Below are 16,674 nucleotides of genomic sequence, written 5' to 3' on the forward strand. Positions count from 1 at the left end.
CCCACCAGTAGAGGGATTTTTACTGCCCTGTAATCCTCGATTTCCTGCCCAGTAAAGCTCAAAATGACCACCACTAAAAACTTTTTTGCTATATACTAAAACCCAGCTTACTCTACAGTAAACTGGGCTTTGGCTTATACTAATTGAATTATTGCTCGTTCCAGCGTTTGATGGATTCTTCGATAACTTCAATCGCCTCCTCAACGCCAGCGAATTTTTCAACCTTTGTTGTGCCGGGTTTCTTCAAGTCTTTGTAGTGATTGAAGTGGAACTCGATCTGTTTAATGAGCTGCTCTGGCAAATCGCTGAGGCTGTTATACGCGTTGCCGGTATCGCGATCGTCCGCAGGTACAGCAATGATCTTATCATCAACTTCACCATCGTCAACAAATTTCATAACGCCAATGATTCGTGCTTCCAAGAAAACACCAGTCGTCAACGGATCATTTGTGATGAGAAGAACGTCAAGCTCGTCGCCATCTTCATCCAAAGTTTGTGGGATAAAACCGTAGTTTGTAGGCTTAGCAAAAGCCTTTGGCTCAACGCGATCAAGTTGCATCACCGCAAGTTCGCGATTCCATTCGATTTTGTGAGTCGAACCTGTTGGAATCTCGACCACAACATTGATAATTCCGTTTTTATAATCACCCGCATTCAAAATTTTATTAAAGTCTGCCATAAATTTCCTTTCTTCTTTAATTTTAGCAAAAAAACAACATCTTTTCAAGTTTAAGCATAACTCAACAGATCCACTTAGCGTCTTTTGTCGTATTTAGTAATTATATCTTTCGGCTCGCCAAAATCGACAATTTTACCCTTTTTCAAGACTAAGATTTTATCCATATTTTGTAAAGTTGATAATCTGTGAGCGACGCAAATTATCGTTTGATTCTCGAAATTTTTATCGATATTTTCTTGAATGAGCGCCTCGGTTTTGTTATCCAAAGCACTGGTCGCCTCGTCGAAAACCACAATTTTCGAATTTCGCAAAAAAGTCCTCGCCAAAGAAATTCGCTGTCGCTGACCGCCCGAAAGCCTCATTCCACGCTCACCAACAATAGTTCCATAGCCATTTTCGAGCGAAATAATAAAATCGTGAAGTTGAGCTTTTTTGGTCGCCTCAAAAATTTCTTCATCGGTAGCATTTAGTTTGGCGATTTTAATATTCTCTAAGATCGTATCGTGAAGCAAAATAGTCTCTTGAGAAACATAAGCAATCTCTCTATAAAGCGAACTCGAATTATGACAAGAAATATCTTTTCCGTCAATCAATATTTTGCCGTCATTAGGCGAATAAAGCTTCAACAACAAACTCATCAGAGTCGATTTTCCACTTCCGCTCTCGCCTATAATTCCAATTTTTTGCTTATTTTCGATAACTAAATTAAAATCTCGAAAAATCTCATTGCCCTCAAAACCAAAATTCAAATCCTTAAATTCAATTTGACCATTCTTGATTTTTATGTCTTTTTTGGAGAAATCGTCAGAAATATCACCCGAGTAAAGTAGCTCGAAACAGCTCTTTAAGCGAACCAATTTATCAGCCATTTCAAGATATGACCAAGCAAAAAGCGTGGTATCATTTTTTATGCTGGACATTGCATTAAGAAAAATAACCAAGCCGCCAAGAGTGACCTCCCCAGATTGAATTTTTCCAACCATAACAAAAATCATAATTACGAAGATTATAGTATAAATCACATTCGCATAAAATCCAAAAGAAACCTCGCGAACAGATGCGCGAACATTGAGTTTAACAGATTCGAATTTTCGATTTTTGAGTTTTTTCGCAAAATCTTCAATCGCGCTATAAATTCGAATTGAACTGAAATTCATCACAGAATCGTTCAAAATACCAACATATTCTCGACTAAAATTATTCGCCTCTTTCGAAAGTGGCAAATATCTTTTTTGAAAATAAATAATTCGAATGATAATTATTAATGAAAAAACCACCGTCGCAACAATAAAAGCCATAAAATCGACCGAATAAATCAGCATCAGGTTCGTTATCATCATCGCGAGATAAGAAACAAAGCCCGCCGAATTCGAAAAAGTCGCGTTCAACCGAGTTACCTCGCTCGAAATTTCGTCAATCGAAGAAGCTATTTTACCAGAATGATTATCCAAGAAAAAACTATGATTTCTTCTACTCAGATCCGTAAAAAGCAAATTCGCAATATACGGTTCTTGAATTTTTCGAATCACCACCGCTCGCAAAATATTCGACAAATAGAAAAACGCAAGACCGACAACCGTTATTAAAATCAGCCAAAAAATAAGTCCATATAGTTTCTCCACCGAAAATCCACCAGCGCTATTAGGCAGATCAATAATGGCTTTTACCACAAACTGTTTCGATGCCGAAAAAACCTGCATCAAAATCATCGAAATCGCCATAGTCGCCGCCAAAAATCGAACAGGCTTATACAAAACCAACAAAAACTTCAAAAATTGTCTATTTTTCACGAAATTCTACTCCCGATTCGCCAACTCCACCAAGCTCGCTTCTGCTGATTTTTGCGTGCGACGGCGTTTTGGCGATTTTGGTTGGTTTTTTGGCGAGTTTTTTTGATTTTTTGAAGAATCTTTCGCTGGTTTTTGTGCAGATTTTTTCGAATTTTCAGCTAGATTTTTTGCTTCATTTTTCGAAGAAGGAGTCGTCGAAACTGGCGCGCGACCTTTGACCGCTCCTTGGTGTTTGCCGTGCTGAACAGGACGCGCAAACATCATCTTGCCAGCGGCCGTCTGGAGCGAGCGGATAAATTCAACCTCGATCGTGGCACCAACAAGACTCTCGGAGTTCTCGACAACCACCATTGTTCCATCAGGCAAATGCCCGACACCCTGCTTCTTTTCACTACCTTTTGAAGAAATCTCCAGCATCAATTTTTCTCCTGGTAAGAAATCAGCGCGGACAGATTGGACGAGTTCATTAATATTGAGTACTTCGATGCCTTCAACCTTGGCAACTTTGTTGAGATTATAGTCAGCAGTCAAGATACGCGCGCTCATTTTTTTAGCCAAAGAAAGTAGGCGATTGTCGACACCTTCGGCGGCGGAATTACCGTCAGCGAGGATCGAAACATTAAGCCCAGCAACTTCTTGAAGGCGCGAAATCACATCAAGGCCGTAGCGAGCGCGAGCGCGTTTTTCGTCATCGCCACCATCAGCGAGGATTTGAAGTTCCCCAACAACGCTTCGAGGGATAAGAATATCAAAGTTGATAAAACCGGTCTTCGCCACAGCCAAGAATCGCCCGTCGATCAAAATCGAAGTATCGACAAGGATTTGCCCCTTACTTTTTGAAATAATTGGCGATTTTGGACCTTTCGACACGACTTCGACGAATGTCATCAACGACAATCCCAAAATTAAAAATAATAAAATCTCTGTCATTTTTCTCCTTAAAATAATTTTATTTTAACTATTGTAAATATTGAATCAAAGCATCGCGCAAATTTTTAACTGGGCGAATAAATTTGCTTTTGCTTGAATTTTGTGGCGTAATAATCTCGTTGAAGCCCAATTTTTTGGCTTCCGATACGCGACGATCGAATTGTTGCGCGGTGCGAATTTCACCACCCAAGCCAATTTCGCCAAAAACAGCCACGCCGTCATTCAATTTTCTTCCAGCCGCGGCCGAAGCAATTGCCATCGCCACCGCCAAATCCGCCGCCTGATCGTTCAACTTCAGCCCGCCAACAACATTGATAAAAATATCTTTGTCGCTAAGGTCGAGTTTGGTGCGCTGCTGAATCACCGCCACTAAAAGATTGAGGCGATTTAGATCGAAGCCGCTCGCCGCGCGCTTTGGGTAACCAAAATTACTTTTAGAAACCAGCGCCTGAATTTCAACCAAAATTGGACGCGTGCCCTCAAGCGTCGCCAAAATCACCGAGCCATCCGTATTTTGACGTTCAGCCAAAAGCGCCGCCGAAGGATTTTCAACAATTTTAAGCCCTGCCTCATCCATTTCGAAGATCGCCGCCTCACTTGTCGACCCATAACGATTTTTTACCGCGCGCACAACCTTAAAACCGCCATATCGATCACCTTCAAAATTCAAAACTACATCAACCATATGCTCGAGCGTTTTAGGGCCGGCAATCGAGCCTTCTTTAGTGATATGCCCAACCAAAACCACAGCGGTGCCAGAATTCTTGGCAGCCTGAATTATCAAGTTTGAAGAATTGGTAATCTGCGAAACGCTCCCTGCCGCACTCGAAATCTCCGCCATCGCCAGCGTCTGAATCGAGTCGATGATCACCATTTCGAAGTCACCCGCGCCGATTGTCGAAGCAATATCGTCAGCAGAAACTGATGCTGCAAACTTCAGATTCTTCGCGCCACTCGCCCCAAGTCGCTTGGCGCGCATCGCGACCTGCTCGGCAGATTCCTCACCAGAAACATACAGCACATTTCGAGTTTCGCCAATCGCACCAGAAAGTTGCATTAAAAGTGTTGATTTTCCAATTCCGGGCTGTCCAGCAATCAAAACAACGCCCGCAGGCAAAAATCCACCGCCCAAAACCGCGTCCAAATCCGCAATCCCGCTAGAAATCCGCGGTTGCTTCTTTTCAGAAATAATGTCATCAAGATTTTGCGTTTGGAGTTTTTTGCCCTTGCCAGCGCTCTGCGCTACCACATTTTTAGCCGAAGTTTCGACAATTTCTTCGACCAAAGTATTCCAGTTTCCGCAATTCTCGCACTTGCCCGTCCATTTTGGGAACGAAGCACCGCAATTTTGACAGATAAATTTAGTTTTTAACTTTGCCACAAAACCATTTTAGCATATTCTGGCGCAAAATTAAAGGCTGGGAGAAGATTCCGGCAGATTGGAATCCATCGCTTGATGAAGTTCTTGACTTTTAATAGAAATATTGTTTAACTCTTTAATTTTAGCGTTAAAATTGGCGATTTGCGAGTTGATTTGTTCACGATAGTCATCCAAAAATCTCGTTTTTTGAAGAAGTTTTGACCGCTCTGCGCCGAATTCCCACTGCGAGGAAAAATCGCCATTCTTGGCTTTCTGATTAAAATCCACAATTTGGCTATTAACCGCCTCGATTTTAGCCGAGTAGTCCTGCTGGGCGGCTTCAATTTCTTTTTTAGAAATCTCGACCTCTGTTTTCAGCCGATCATAATCCTGCTCCAACTTTTCGAATTTTTCACTATATTTTTTGTGGAATTCCACCACCGCGCGACGATTATGAAAAATCTGCGAATAATGCGCCTCCAATTCGGGCGAAAGGTCAAAAAATTCCGTACCAAGAATTGAGTGAAGTTCGTTCTCGTGTTCACCAGGCTGCGTCACGGCGTAGGCGGACATTGTTTTTTCAAGTTTTGGCGTTTTAATTCGTTCGTAGTCCGCGTTAAGCAAATTTTTTAGCCGAGATTTTTCCGCTTCGGGCGTTCTAGACCATACCGCATGAAGCGCCTCGTGCGCGAGAGTTGTTTGTTTTATACCATCAAGTTCAGAATTGTCAATATCAAAAATAAAAATCTCATCCGCCTTATAGCATCCCAAAACCGATCCACCCTCAAAATTATTTTTACATTTCTGATTGAAATTTTGCCTATTTAAAAGTGTTGGTGAAGTTGCTTTTACTATAATTTCCGATTCTGGCTGAAATTTTATGCTCGCAATCAACTCACGCATTTCATTACTTGGCACAAAATTATTCGCCTTGACAAAATCTGAGATTTTCTGCCTAAAAACAATAGCCAAAAACCCGCCACCGATTATCACTAGCAACAAAATCCCGCTAACAATCTTCCCAAAATTCAATCTTTTCACTATAATAATTATATCGCATTGTGCTTATTTTTACAATATTTTCGAAAAACCCATAAATTAAACGAACCCTATGAAGAGTTTTATCATATCGTCAAAGAAACTCATCTCTCTCCTTTCAAATAATTAAAACATCACCGGCTTATCGTCATCATCTTCGCTCTTCTTGCGAGAATTTACGCTTGAAGTATTAGCAAAGTATTTTTGAGCCTGCTGAGCAGTTAGGCTTGGGCCTTGATTCTGCGCCGCTTGGCTTGCGAGATCGACTTTAGAGAGGCCATCAGCCTTATATTCTGGGAGTTTATCGAGTTTTATGTCAGGGGTTTTCATATTCTTGAAGGAGTTGACCACCGCGTCCAAATTGGCTTGACCGCCAATCTTGCTTCGATAGTTGTTCTCTTCATTTTGGAATTTCTCGTCCGCCGCCTGATGCTGTTCTTTCTTCCAAGTGTTGAGTTCGTTGTTTTCATCCTCATACTCTTTACGCAAGTTAGCGCGAGCAGAAGAGATATTAGACACTTGATCATTGTAGTCGTCTGTAATCTCAGAACTTTGTTTATTAGCAAGATCCGCTGTGGCAATCGCACCCATTTGCGCCGCACTTGAGTTGCCTGCGCCATACATACCAATTTGAGTATTGAGGCCTTGGAGCATATTTTGACTGTCGTTCTGGATTTGCCCATACGCACGCGAGCGTTGTCGATCCAATTTGGATTGTTCGCTGTCAAGGTTCCTGAACGCATTGTCGCGTTGATTTGTTAATTTGTTGAATGAGTTGTTGTATTTCTCGTCGATGAGTGATTTTGTAGCAGCCTTTCTGCCAGGTAGGCTATCAAGAAGCCCCTGATAGAATTTCTGCTGACGAAGGTCTTCTGCGGATGGACCGCTTGAGGCGCCGCCACTATAATGTAAGCCAGTTGAGCTTGGTGGTTGAGATACTTTTGCTGCATCATTCTTATTCCAATCATCAACTCTTCTATAAAATTTGCTATTTATTCCACCCTTTTCTGCATATAGACCCACCCCGTCTTGATGATTAAATTTGCCCAAATCTTGCGTTGGTGCATCATTACCTTTTATATATAGATTACCATTTTGACCAATCCAATAGACTCCTTTTCTACCATCAGACCCAACCTTACCAAAATTTATTGACATATAAAAATCTCCTTTATGAGTTAAAGGAGATGATGTTTGGATATTTAATATTTTATTTAGACTGACAGAAGTGAAGTACGGCTATAGTGGAGGGGTCATTTTTTCTGCTTGGACCCTGATCAAAAATCTCAGCGAATCCTATTTTTGAGTATCGGGGGTCTATCATTGCTTCATAATGAGATTTAGAATTCCTCCAACTATCAACTCTATCCTTAGCACTAACACTTACTGACCCTCGTGCTATATTTTCACCAATATACACACACTCATTGGGCGACAGATATGTAATATATTCGTAACCGTGTTTTTTAGTCTTTGGATTTACATGATCATAGTAATTATACTGAACCATATCTTGTGCTTTAAGCAGCGCACTAGCGTTTAGTTTATCGTCCAGAATTACCGAATCAACTCCTGCGTCTACCCTAATAAGCGCATTAACCTCTTTGAGGACCTCTTCGGGGGTTGGCCTTATTGCTATTGACCTATTCCTGAACTCCTCTAAGAACTCTTTTTCTCTGTTTAGTTTTGAGATTTCAGAATTAAGCTCTTTAATATAACTATTCAGACTTACAAAACCAATAGCCCCACCCCCAAGCAAAGTAAGAACGACAATTATAGTAACTATCTTCTTCATAATAACCCTATTTTAACATAAATCTGCCAAGAAATCAATCGCTACAGCCATTCATCAACACCGCCGTGTCCAGAGCAGGTGCCTCGCCCCGTTGAGTATGAGTATGTTCCGTCTGCGCAAATGGCGGTAGGTTCATCCTCGAATTGCCCACTATAGTATAAGCCTGATGAAGATGGCGGTGATACGGGGCTTTTGTATCTATATGTGTAGACATTATATACGGGTGGCTCAGCTTTCTCTATAATCGTTTCTGATATTTTAGACGAGCCTCTTCTACATACTCGACTTTCCCCAGACTTGCCATCTTTCACTAGTTCTCGATAAATCTTGCCGTCTTCATCTCTATTTGTAGTATCTTTTTCTCCGGCTTTTATTTCCGTTGCGTCTGTTAATATGATTGATTCATTTTCACAGTTCTCAACAAACAGATAATCAACGATGGGCCATACGGGCATCGAAAAGACTACCACCAAGAATAACCGCATCAAGAATTTTTTCATTCTTTAATTATAGACCTACCCCATCTAAAAATCAACCCCAAACATCATCTCCAAATTGTTAATTTACTTCATTATTTCCACCCTACTTTCAATTTTTTCTCACATAAAAACCTCCCGTCGCCTCCCGGGAGATATAAAAAAGAAGCCTTACCAGAAAGCGACAATATTAAAAAACCTTAATATTATCACGGTCTGGCAGGCTTTATGACTCTGCGTAACCTCGTTTATGTTAATATTTTAGCATAAATGCGATAATTATTCAATATCTATGAAATATTTTCTTGGTGTTCGTTCGTAACAAACATTCTAGTGATTCTACCGCTTTTAGATTCGAGCCTAATATTGATCGTTTCTTTCTCTCTGGCAGATTTGTTGAGATCAAGTATTTTTTGCGTAATCGCCAATAATACTTGCTGATTATCTTCTTGTGGAAAATTAATAATTGTCTGTCGCTTAAGGTTAACTCCTACAATCTCTCCATTGTTCTTTACGATCTCAACACCCACCTTTCCGCGACTCGTTTCAGTTTCTGCGTTAACTAATTTAGATAGAAACCCTGGCATATTTTCAAACATCTCTCACCTCCTTTTAATAATATCCATCATTGAATAAATCTTCAGAATAATCATAATCCTCATCTGTCACACTATAACCTTCGTAACCGATAGCCAGCGTTAAACTCTGGATAGCGTATCTAAATGCGTCCGCACCGTTGCTCGCCCAATCGTGGAGCGGTTTGAGCGAAAATATTTGATTTTTCTCATCATATTTGTAGCGATATGACCACAAACATTTTAGTCCTCTTTCACATTTATTTTTATCAAAGAAACATGACGACAACTTCATTCTTGCCTCGGAGATACCGTCGGCAATTCGATTGCGCTTCAAAATTACAATATTATTCAGCCCTAATTTCCTGAGCAGATCCGCCCGAGTCGCCTCTTCGCCCCAAGTTTGCGTCCCGCCATCATGAGGCAAGAAATGCGCGCCATAGTTATAAGGCTTCTCTTTGATGATCTTTGCGTAATGCGCTGGCGTTTCTTGGCTCATTTCGTAGTAATCAATAAAGTAGGTTTGTCCGCCTTTAATCTGGTAAAACCAAATAGCCGTAGTGTCTTGCCTGCCCAAATCCCACGCAGTGTAGACTTTACGGCTTTCGTCGTGTGGAATAATCCCCACCTGATCTCCCCTCTCGATTTCGGATAATTTCTTAGCATAAATCGCACCATCTTTGCTTGTCTTAAATTCTCCTAACCAAATATGCCGATAAGCCTCATAGTCGGCTTGTTTCATCTTTTCTCTTTCATCTTTAAGTGGACCTGGGAGTTGGCCAATTCTCTCGAGATCATGACTGTCAATCTTGGCTATAACATCACGATCGGTCTTTCGTTCCACAATTTCAGTCCAGACAGCGTCTTTCGGCGTTTCTGGGTTAAAAGTCCAGATCAATTGAGAGCCTTCTTTACGTATTGTTGGTACAAGAATTTGAATACTCTCAAGACTTACGCTATGAGCCTCTTCAACCCAGCAAATATCTACACCTTCGAAAGATTTAATTTTGCTGACATTGTCTCGAAGTCCAACAAATAAAAATTCTGATCCAGTCAACTTATTTCTAATAGAGTCGCGAGTTATTTCGTATTCGGAGAAATTATACTTCCTAATAATATCACTCAGCAATTTATGGACAGAATCTTTAATAGAACCCTGTATTTCGCGTGTACACAAAATTCGAAGTTTCTTGCTTCTTGCCCGATTTAATAGCGACCAGCCCACAGCAAAACTCTTTCCCCCACCACGACCGCCGTAATAAACGATATTTCGCCACTTCTCTTCAAATAAATGCTCAAATTTATAGTGAAGATTGACAGACACTTTATTCATCTCGCCCCACAAAGCCAGTTAAACTGACGGTTAATTTTTGCCCTTCAATAGAGAGGTCAAGTTTCTTTTGGCGTTCAGCGATTCGCTGTTTAAGGGTGTTGTATTCCTTGATCGCCCCGAGTTTCGTTTTAAAATCCGCATCTTGAATGATCAATTTTGCGAGCTGTTTGTCAACATACTGATCATTCAATCCACTCTCTTCAAAAATTTCATCAATTCTCTTCAAGATGTTAGGTTTTGTTAATAATTTTGAAGCCTCAACTCTGGCGGTCAAGTAAGCGCCTCGCTTGCTCAAATCCACATTATAGGCCTCAATATAACTCTGCGTGCCGTTGCCGAAGATCTCTCGATCGCTGGCGTAAATTTGGCAAAATAACTCCTGCTTGGGAGTCAATCCACTTTTTGATTTATTAGAAATCTTAGCCTTGGCTTTAGGTTTTGGTTTCTTGGCTTTTTCTGACAATTCTTCACCCTTTCCGCGCCAAAAGAAAAAGGCGCTACAACAACTTTAATTTAACTTAAAGCCGGTAGCCGCCCACAATGATTTTATTATAGCACGAGCATGTTAAAAAGTCAATAGTACGATAGAACCAGAAAAACACTCTCTAGCACGGGGTGTTTTTATTTATTATTAGTGAGTAGCGATGTTATAACTGCAGTTATTATCGCAGTAATTACAAGAGATACAATCCATCCAATAAATCCCGATATTTTCTTTAAAGTCATTTTTATATCGTGCCGATCGCTTTCCTGTATTAAGCTTTTAATACTCTTTCGAACCTTATCATCCTTTTTTATTATATCCACAAAAGCATCCTTAAAGGTTTTTTCTATCTTTTTTGAATCGGAGATGGATTTAGTAAAAAATTCCACAAATTTTTCATTAGTAGAAATTTTTTCCTCAATTTCAGCAACCCTACCTTCAAGATCGGTTTGTGTCTGAATTAAATCCTGAGGATTAAAGTCTGACTTTCTAGTAGGATTAGCCGGCATTATTTAGACTTCTCCTTGAGTAGCGAATTTGACGGTTTGATATACTGCTTATCCGCCCCATCTTCAACAACAATAGATTTATTCGATGCCGTGGTAAGTAGTGCTAGAGAAAATCTTAGAGCGGACTCCTCATCCTTAAATCCGTAAGACTCTACAATTGCTTTTAATGCGTCTAGGTCGCCGTTCTCAATCAAAATGGTTCTACCTAAAACATCATTATTATTCTTTTCTTCGCTAATTTTCTTAATCGCCATATATAATAATTATACACTATTGGCACTGCCTTGTCTATATTATTTATTGTGTTTATGATTGATGATATTTGGCTTATAACACATCACCCCATGCTTGGCATACATCTCATTGATTTTGTCGTCATCGTCAAAAGCGAAGAGAATGTTTTTAAAACCTATATACTTTTTGATGAGGTCTTCTTTGACTTCGTGAGCTGGTCTCCAGTCGTTCGAGGGTCGCATAAACAGTTTGCAATATCTAGCAAGCAACTTCTCGTCTAACCATTTTCTGGTGGCGTGATAGCAGCTCTCGTTTCTCCCAGTAATGAAGATGATTTCCTCACTAACTTCTTCTAAATCACTAAAAATGCGATAGCCTTTTTCTATAACCTCATCTTTCCAAACCTCATCGTAAGAATAAAACTTATCATAGTCTTTCTTGTCACCCTGTATATATTTGAGGCGGTGTGAGCAGTCTGCTAATACTCCGTCAATGTCAAAAATTATGTATTTCATTTTTTCTTCTGTCCTTTATATCTAAAGTCTTTGCCCATTGTTTTAACAAATGTTTTAGCCAAATTCTTTGTCGAAAACTGATATTTATTTTTAACAATACCATTTTCGTATTCGACTACGATGTAAGCATAGTTAGAGTTAAGACATTCTATATTGCTCATAATCTCCTCCATATATGTTCATCAATCTGTTCAAACTTATCTAATGCGTATATCAATCCACCTTCTGGGAACATTGTCGGGAAGAGTGGTTTAATATTTACAAAACGACTGTCGTTATTGCTCTTCTGAAATTTTAAGTTATCTATAATCAGATAATCGCCGTTCGGAATTTCATATGCTTTTTTAATCATCTTTATTTATCCTTGATATTAGATACAACTCTTTCCTTAATCTTCTCTTCAAGTTTAGCGAGCCTATCTTTTAGTTTCCTCTCTGTATTTAAGTATTCACCAATTATCCCTATATTAATGCCGCCGAAACCATCAACGAACCAATATTTTTTTAATTCTTTAGTTTCTTCAAACCAATCGTCGAGGTTCTCTAATTTTTCTATAACTATTTTGTGGCGGTAGCCCAACCACTCTTCTGGGGCTAAAACTTCACGACCATCATCGTCCATCATTTTGAAAATGTCGCCTGCTTGGGCAAAAGGTAGGTCTTTTAATAACTTATATCTTTTCACAGTTTCTCCCTTTCTCAATAATCCAACCCCACAAGGGACGACCAACTTTTCCTATTATTAAGCCACCACGCTTAAATATATTATTAGTTAATTATTGTTGGTCCTCCCCTCGAGATTTTTTGAGATTCGGGGGCTTCTCGCCCCTTGTGGGGTTGGATTATTAAAATTCAACTTTCTTTTCCTTCGGCTCGCCAAGATAAGCGTGAATTAGCATAATAGCCTCATCAAATCCGCACGCAAAACTCGCGCTATAGCCTTTATTTCGAAGTTTTTCCAGCATTTTTGCTTGCTCTTCGATATGCTCATTTTTCAAAAGCGTCACGCCATCTTTTCGATAAATATTGGTGGCTTTGATTTCGAGAAAAAGCCCGCTCTTGCTACGCTTTGGTTCTGCGATAAACAAATCCGGATAAGCCCGCGAACTCTGAAATTTCTTGTGCTTGGCGGCTTGCCCGGGCGTCATCTTCATACCGCTTGAAAAGTCGGTGCGAAAGATAACGTCGGGGTAATTCCGGCGCAGATAATCGCAAATCCGTAGGTGTAAAATTTCTTCTGGTTTTTTCATTTTAATTTACTTTAACTTCGATGTTTTGGCTGTTCGAAGTTTCTTCAATCTTGATTTTGGCTGGGCCGCGGCGTGATTTTTGTCCGCCAATTCTACCAGCGACAACGGCCAACTCTCGGTTGGCGGCAAATCCGCCAGTGATGCCATTTTTGCCACCGATGCGGCCAATTCTGGCGTAAAAATCTTCGCCATGAATTGCTTTATTAGTTGCGGCGGCTTTTAGGCCACCTGCTTTAGCTCCTGCCATTTTCCTCCTTTACTGTGTTATCTATCATCACCACCGCCAGTTCAATGTTGGCAGGGTCGATATTTTGCTTTATTAGCCACGAGCGGGCTTGCTCTGCTTGGTCTAAATTTTTATAAATCTTACTGTATTTAACGCCGTTTGGGCTAACCCAATAAATGGCGACTTGAGTGTTTTTGAGCGACATCTTGCTTAACTTTCTCCTTAAAATTGCTTTTTCTCGTTTAGAAATCTTGCGTTTCATTAGAATGGAATGTCGCTTAGGTCGATCGAATCGCCTGAAATTGGTGAATTATCGTTTTTAGGTTCGGCTTTGTGGCCATCAGCCACAAAACTAAATTCTTCAACCACAATGTCCAGCGCGGAGCGATTTTTGCCGGTGTCTTTGTCCTGCCAAATTCGCTGATTGAGGCGACCGCTGACCAGAATTTGCCGACCTTTGGTAAAATATTTGCTGATTGTTTCGCCAGTTTTACCCCACGCCACGCAGTCGATAAAGGCGGTTTCGGTCTGTTTTTCGCCAGATTGAGCGGTGTAGTTTCGATTGACTGCCACCGTGAAATTGGCAAGATTTGCGCCGTTTGGCGTAGTTTTGAGTTCTGGGTCGCGGGTGAGATTTCCGAGCAGAATAACTTTACTGAATGACATTTTTTCTCCTTAAATTGTTCGTTCTTCGGTTAATTTTACGCCGGGGATTTCGAGTTCGGCGATGTTTTTATTCTTGGCAAAATCGCGAATCTTGGCGATGTCTGGCGTGCAGAAAATTCGTGGCACGAGGTCTGGGTTGGTGATTTCGATGACCAATTTTGTGCGGGCGCCAAATCTTGGTGCGGCGTTGGTTTTTGCGGCGACTTTTTGGGCTTTTTCAAGTTCAAGCGCGCGGGCGATCTGCTCTTCTTTTTGCTTGATCTCCAGTTGAACGCGTTCTGCTTCGGTTTTCATAATTCGCTGAATGGTGAGCAGTTGCTCTTCGAAGTTGGCAAGCAGGCGAGCCTTGGCCGCAAGCAAAATTGGCGTTTTTTGATCTGCTGGCGCAATGCCGTCAAAGTGGGCAATGGCGAGAGTTTTGGCTTCTTCCAAAGTTTCTTCGTCGATAATTTTTGGCGCCAGAGCCACGGTTGCCGCTTCCCAATCTTTGGCGATTTGGTTGAGGCGGGCTTCTTCGGCTTTTCGTTTTTCTTCGAGTTCTTGCTCATAAGTAAGCATTTTGCTTCGAACAATTTCATCCGCGTCTTTGGCGTCCGCCACGATTTCTCGCTCCAAATCCATTGCTTGTTTTTTGATTTGGTCGAGTTGGCGGGTGAAGTCGAGACGCTTGCCAGCGACATCTTTGGTGTAAGCGGCGATTTGCTTCTTTAATGCCTTGGCTTCTTTTACGCCAGCCTCGCCCTCGATGGTGAGGGCTTGGGCGTTATCTTTGAGGTTTTTCGAAGTTAGTCTGAGTTCCGCCTCAGTTTCGAACGGTTTGGTGATTTGATTATCCATTAGTTGGCTCCTTTTTCAATTTGTAGAATTATTTCATCCACTTCCGCCTGAGATTTAATTTTGTCGAGACGGATTTGGATTTTGCCCGGCGAAATTCCTTTGTCCAGCAAGAAATCCGCAATTTTTTGGCGATCTTCTGGGTTTATTTGGAATTTGGTGGGCTTTGGGGCTGGCGCAGGTTTTGCGGCTTTTTTCTCGTGAGTATTGGTGGCGTCGGCGTCCTTGGTGTCATCGATCAAAAAGAGACCATTCAAGGCGTATTTTCGCGCATAAGATGAGGCCGAGCCGGTGATCTGGCTCGCGTCCATACCTTTTTTGTTAAATTCTTCGCGAGCAAAAGCCGAAGCTTCGATTGTATGTTCGCCATCCGTTAACTTGGCGGTGGCTTTAACATAAAACCTTTCGCCAAAAACCTCATCACCTCCGGTCTTTGAACTTGCGCCACTGCCCAACACAATAATTTCATCACTGATGGTCAAGGTTAAATTGTTTTCAACCAGTAGCGGTTTGACTGCTTCCAAAATATCTTCACACGAGCGGTAATTGTAGCTACCGAATTTGTTGCGTTGGTTTTTTGGTGCTTTCAATTTCGAAATAATTTGGCTGAGTTTTTGACTTAAATCTTTACTAATTTTTGGTTCCATATCTGACTCCTTGTTTCTTAAAATTAAAACGGCACTTCTTCAAATTTGCCTGTAAAAATATTAGTTCGAAAAATTATTTCACTTGGTATGTATTTAACTTGAATTTTCATATTAAAATCCTTTGCTCCAATATTCGTGATATGCTTCAATGCTGGCAGGTTCTTCTTGGTCGAAAAGTCCGCTGCTGTCGGCGTATTCGTTGAGAAATCCACTGACGGCGTCTTCATCAAAATTTACGAAGTATTCGCCATCTTCAAACTGAATCGTGGCAAGGCCTTCATCAAACATAAATTTACAAAAATTGGTGAGTATTTGTTGTTCCATTTCTGACTCCTTGATTATCTAAATTTTAAGTAAGCCCCTGAGTTGTATGCGCTCCACGCGCGGTATCCTTGACTTCGCCAGATTTTGTAGGCGATCTGGATGTTTTGCGCAGGGTTGAAAAGCATTTGGGCGGGGTAGCTGTGAATGCTGTTGATCTGGAATAATCCGCGGTCAACGGTGCCATCTCGGTTGAGGCCGGTGTTGTCGGCGAGCGGGTTACAGCCGGATTCGGCGCGCATAATGGCGAGCATTGTTGGCGTATCCCACGGGTATTTTTCGACTTCAGATCGAAACTCTTCACACCGCCCGTAACTCCTGTGAACTCGCGAGATTTGGGGCGAGGGCGCAGGCTTTTTCTCCGTTAGAGCCGGCGCTTGGGGTTGGGGCGCAGTTTCGATTTTAGGCGAAGGTTTTGGCGTGGAATCCGCAACCTTTGGGCTTACTTTTGACTTAAATTTCGAACTTGCTCCGAGACTTTTTGGTTAAAATCTTGGTTGATTCTCTTCTGATGCTCTGCGCCAAGGTAGAAGCCGAGGGCGAGAATTGCGGCAATTGCGATAATGATCATTGCGAGATTGCCAAAGAATCGGTTAAAGTCAAAATTTTTAATCTTATTGATAGTTTTTGGTGTTTTCATATTTTCTCCTTTTTGTGTTTTAATTGGTTCGACGATTTCGATTTTCTCATTTTTGATTTCTTCAAACTTTAGTTCGAAGTCGTCTTCTGATATTTTCTTCATAAAATTTCCTTTTCGAGAGGCTCATTTCGACCGATAGCGGGTGGACAACTACCGACCGAAATGAACCCCTCGATTGAAGCAATCTTCTTATCTGTCTGACCTCTTATAAATTACTGATTAGGCGACTTTGGGAAGGTTGCTTGGTTTGATATAATGCCTGATTGTTAAGGTGTGTGTTTTCTTTGGTTTCACTTATCCGCAGGGGCGACTATCTACAAAATACTCACCTCAGTTGGATAAACAAAATACGACACGCCTTGCAGCGCGTGCC

General features: G+C 41.1%; 26 protein-coding genes. All 26 read right to left on the reverse strand.

Annotated elements, in window-relative coordinates:
• Positions 1-148: 148 nt before the first annotated feature.
• Positions 149-679 (reverse strand): inorganic diphosphatase, encoded by a 531-nt coding sequence (locus Q4A21_02150; protein MDO4902339.1) that lies wholly within the window; start codon positions 677-679, stop codon positions 149-151.
• Positions 680-753: 74 nt separating this feature from the next.
• The gene (locus tag Q4A21_02155) at positions 754-2,469 is read right to left on the reverse strand and encodes an ABC transporter ATP-binding protein (GenBank protein ID MDO4902340.1); all 1,716 of its coding nucleotides are present in this window, start codon (positions 2,467-2,469) and stop codon (positions 754-756) included.
• A 6-nt stretch (positions 2,470-2,475) separates the two neighbouring features.
• Entirely contained in the window at positions 2,476-3,399 is a 924-nt protein-coding gene (locus Q4A21_02160; GenBank protein MDO4902341.1) for a hypothetical protein, read from the reverse strand.
• A gap of 28 nt (positions 3,400-3,427) precedes the next feature.
• The gene (gene radA / locus Q4A21_02165) at positions 3,428-4,780 is read right to left on the reverse strand and encodes a DNA repair protein RadA (GenBank protein ID MDO4902342.1); all 1,353 of its coding nucleotides are present in this window, start codon (positions 4,778-4,780) and stop codon (positions 3,428-3,430) included.
• A 30-nt stretch (positions 4,781-4,810) separates the two neighbouring features.
• Positions 4,811-5,800 carry a hypothetical protein gene (locus tag Q4A21_02170; GenBank protein ID MDO4902343.1) on the reverse strand — a complete coding sequence of 330 codons (990 nt, stop codon included), beginning with the start codon at positions 5,798-5,800 and terminating at the stop codon, positions 4,811-4,813.
• 123 nt (positions 5,801-5,923) lie between these two features.
• Positions 5,924-6,955, reverse strand: a complete 1,032-nt coding sequence (locus tag Q4A21_02175; GenBank protein ID MDO4902344.1) for a hypothetical protein — start codon at positions 6,953-6,955, stop codon at positions 5,924-5,926.
• A gap of 52 nt (positions 6,956-7,007) precedes the next feature.
• Positions 7,008-7,592 carry a CAP domain-containing protein gene (locus tag Q4A21_02180; protein MDO4902345.1) on the reverse strand — a complete coding sequence of 195 codons (585 nt, stop codon included), beginning with the start codon at positions 7,590-7,592 and terminating at the stop codon, positions 7,008-7,010.
• Positions 7,593-7,633: 41 nt separating this feature from the next.
• Positions 7,634-8,092, reverse strand: a complete 459-nt coding sequence (locus Q4A21_02185; protein MDO4902346.1) for a DUF3761 domain-containing protein — start codon at positions 8,090-8,092, stop codon at positions 7,634-7,636.
• A 266-nt stretch (positions 8,093-8,358) separates the two neighbouring features.
• Entirely contained in the window at positions 8,359-8,667 is a 309-nt protein-coding gene (locus Q4A21_02190; GenBank protein ID MDO4902347.1) for a hypothetical protein, read from the reverse strand.
• Between the two features lie 13 nt (positions 8,668-8,680).
• Positions 8,681-9,976, reverse strand: coding sequence for a PBSX family phage terminase large subunit (locus Q4A21_02195; GenBank protein ID MDO4902348.1), 1,296 nt, complete (start codon positions 9,974-9,976; stop codon positions 8,681-8,683).
• Positions 9,969-10,439, reverse strand: a complete 471-nt coding sequence (locus Q4A21_02200; protein MDO4902349.1) for a terminase small subunit — start codon at positions 10,437-10,439, stop codon at positions 9,969-9,971. The genes Q4A21_02195 and Q4A21_02200 overlap by 8 nt, the downstream gene beginning before the upstream one ends.
• Positions 10,440-10,597: 158 nt before the next feature.
• Positions 10,598-10,969 carry a hypothetical protein gene (locus Q4A21_02205; GenBank protein MDO4902350.1) on the reverse strand — a complete coding sequence of 124 codons (372 nt, stop codon included), beginning with the start codon at positions 10,967-10,969 and terminating at the stop codon, positions 10,598-10,600.
• On the reverse strand, positions 10,969-11,223 hold the full coding sequence (locus Q4A21_02210; GenBank protein ID MDO4902351.1) for a hypothetical protein: 255 nt from the start codon (positions 11,221-11,223) through the stop codon (positions 10,969-10,971). Before Q4A21_02210 ends, Q4A21_02205 begins: the two co-directional genes overlap by 1 nt.
• 39 nt (positions 11,224-11,262) lie before the next feature.
• Entirely contained in the window at positions 11,263-11,718 is a 456-nt protein-coding gene (locus Q4A21_02215) for a hypothetical protein (protein ID MDO4902352.1), read from the reverse strand.
• On the reverse strand, positions 11,715-11,879 hold the full coding sequence (locus Q4A21_02220; protein MDO4902353.1) for a hypothetical protein: 165 nt from the start codon (positions 11,877-11,879) through the stop codon (positions 11,715-11,717). Before Q4A21_02220 ends, Q4A21_02215 begins: the two co-directional genes overlap by 4 nt.
• Entirely contained in the window at positions 11,876-12,070 is a 195-nt protein-coding gene (locus Q4A21_02225) for a hypothetical protein (protein ID MDO4902354.1), read from the reverse strand. Before Q4A21_02225 ends, Q4A21_02220 begins: the two co-directional genes overlap by 4 nt.
• 2 nt (positions 12,071-12,072) lie before the next feature.
• The gene (locus Q4A21_02230; GenBank protein ID MDO4902355.1) at positions 12,073-12,402 is read right to left on the reverse strand and encodes a hypothetical protein; all 330 of its coding nucleotides are present in this window, start codon (positions 12,400-12,402) and stop codon (positions 12,073-12,075) included.
• Between the two features lie 160 nt (positions 12,403-12,562).
• Positions 12,563-12,967, reverse strand: a complete 405-nt coding sequence (locus Q4A21_02235; GenBank protein MDO4902356.1) for a hypothetical protein — start codon at positions 12,965-12,967, stop codon at positions 12,563-12,565.
• Between the two features lies 1 nt (position 12,968).
• Complete coding sequence (locus Q4A21_02240; protein ID MDO4902357.1) at positions 12,969-13,214, reverse strand: hypothetical protein; 246 nt, start codon at positions 13,212-13,214, stop codon at positions 12,969-12,971.
• Positions 13,201-13,398 (reverse strand): hypothetical protein, encoded by a 198-nt coding sequence (locus Q4A21_02245; GenBank protein ID MDO4902358.1) that lies wholly within the window; start codon positions 13,396-13,398, stop codon positions 13,201-13,203. Before Q4A21_02245 ends, Q4A21_02240 begins: the two co-directional genes overlap by 14 nt.
• A 56-nt stretch (positions 13,399-13,454) precedes the next feature.
• Positions 13,455-13,859 (reverse strand): single-stranded DNA-binding protein, encoded by a 405-nt coding sequence (gene ssb, locus Q4A21_02250; GenBank protein MDO4902359.1) that lies wholly within the window; start codon positions 13,857-13,859, stop codon positions 13,455-13,457.
• Between the two features lie 9 nt (positions 13,860-13,868).
• Positions 13,869-14,696 (reverse strand): hypothetical protein, encoded by an 828-nt coding sequence (locus tag Q4A21_02255; GenBank protein ID MDO4902360.1) that lies wholly within the window; start codon positions 14,694-14,696, stop codon positions 13,869-13,871.
• Positions 14,696-15,340, reverse strand: a complete 645-nt coding sequence (locus Q4A21_02260) for an ERF family protein (GenBank protein MDO4902361.1) — start codon at positions 15,338-15,340, stop codon at positions 14,696-14,698. Before Q4A21_02260 ends, Q4A21_02255 begins: the two co-directional genes overlap by 1 nt.
• Before the next feature lie 111 nt (positions 15,341-15,451).
• Entirely contained in the window at positions 15,452-15,664 is a 213-nt protein-coding gene (locus tag Q4A21_02265) for a hypothetical protein (GenBank protein ID MDO4902362.1), read from the reverse strand.
• A gap of 14 nt (positions 15,665-15,678) precedes the next feature.
• A complete protein-coding gene (locus tag Q4A21_02270) occupies positions 15,679-15,996 on the reverse strand; it encodes a transglycosylase SLT domain-containing protein (protein MDO4902363.1) in 318 nt (105 codons plus the stop codon).
• A 107-nt stretch (positions 15,997-16,103) separates the two neighbouring features.
• Positions 16,104-16,403 carry a hypothetical protein gene (locus tag Q4A21_02275; protein ID MDO4902364.1) on the reverse strand — a complete coding sequence of 100 codons (300 nt, stop codon included), beginning with the start codon at positions 16,401-16,403 and terminating at the stop codon, positions 16,104-16,106.
• Between the last annotated feature and the right edge of the window lie 271 nt (positions 16,404-16,674).

The sequence above is a fragment of the bacterium genome, from assembly GCA_030530825.1.
Classification (GTDB): Bacteria; Patescibacteriota; Saccharimonadia; order Saccharimonadales; family Saccharimonadaceae; genus Nanogingivalis.

Bases quoted from the DNA above. Each gene is read 5' to 3' on its own strand.
- Q4A21_02180 (MDO4902345.1), bottom strand. From the start codon at position 7,592: ATGAAGAAGATAGTTACTATAATTGTCGTTCTTACTTTGCTTGGGGGT.
- Q4A21_02190 (MDO4902347.1), bottom strand. From the start codon at position 8,667: ATGTTTGAAAATATGCCAGGGTTTCTATCTAAATTAGTTAACGCAGAA.
- Q4A21_02185 (MDO4902346.1), bottom strand. From the start codon at position 8,092: ATGAAAAAATTCTTGATGCGGTTATTCTTGGTGGTAGTCTTTTCGATG.
- Q4A21_02235 (MDO4902356.1), bottom strand. From the start codon at position 12,967: ATGAAAAAACCAGAAGAAATTTTACACCTACGGATTTGCGATTATCTG.
- Q4A21_02210 (MDO4902351.1), bottom strand. From the start codon at position 11,223: ATGGCGATTAAGAAAATTAGCGAAGAAAAGAATAATAATGATGTTTTA.
- ssb (MDO4902359.1), bottom strand. From the start codon at position 13,859: ATGTCATTCAGTAAAGTTATTCTGCTCGGAAATCTCACCCGCGACCCA.
- Q4A21_02205 (MDO4902350.1), bottom strand. From the start codon at position 10,969: ATGCCGGCTAATCCTACTAGAAAGTCAGACTTTAATCCTCAGGATTTA.
- Q4A21_02245 (MDO4902358.1), bottom strand. From the start codon at position 13,398: ATGTCGCTCAAAAACACTCAAGTCGCCATTTATTGGGTTAGCCCAAAC.
- Q4A21_02195 (MDO4902348.1), bottom strand. From the start codon at position 9,976: ATGAATAAAGTGTCTGTCAATCTTCACTATAAATTTGAGCATTTATTT.
- Q4A21_02275 (MDO4902364.1), bottom strand. From the start codon at position 16,403: ATGAAGAAAATATCAGAAGACGACTTCGAACTAAAGTTTGAAGAAATC.
- Q4A21_02160 (MDO4902341.1), bottom strand. From the start codon at position 3,399: ATGACAGAGATTTTATTATTTTTAATTTTGGGATTGTCGTTGATGACA.
- Q4A21_02265 (MDO4902362.1), bottom strand. From the start codon at position 15,664: ATGGAACAACAAATACTCACCAATTTTTGTAAATTTATGTTTGATGAA.
- Q4A21_02255 (MDO4902360.1), bottom strand. From the start codon at position 14,696: ATGGATAATCAAATCACCAAACCGTTCGAAACTGAGGCGGAACTCAGA.
- Q4A21_02175 (MDO4902344.1), bottom strand. From the start codon at position 6,955: ATGTCAATAAATTTTGGTAAGGTTGGGTCTGATGGTAGAAAAGGAGTC.
- Q4A21_02240 (MDO4902357.1), bottom strand. From the start codon at position 13,214: ATGGCAGGAGCTAAAGCAGGTGGCCTAAAAGCCGCCGCAACTAATAAA.
- Q4A21_02150 (MDO4902339.1), bottom strand. From the start codon at position 679: ATGGCAGACTTTAATAAAATTTTGAATGCGGGTGATTATAAAAACGGA.
- Q4A21_02220 (MDO4902353.1), bottom strand. From the start codon at position 11,879: ATGAGCAATATAGAATGTCTTAACTCTAACTATGCTTACATCGTAGTC.
- Q4A21_02225 (MDO4902354.1), bottom strand. From the start codon at position 12,070: ATGATTAAAAAAGCATATGAAATTCCGAACGGCGATTATCTGATTATA.
- Q4A21_02260 (MDO4902361.1), bottom strand. From the start codon at position 15,340: ATGGAACCAAAAATTAGTAAAGATTTAAGTCAAAAACTCAGCCAAATT.
- Q4A21_02215 (MDO4902352.1), bottom strand. From the start codon at position 11,718: ATGAAATACATAATTTTTGACATTGACGGAGTATTAGCAGACTGCTCA.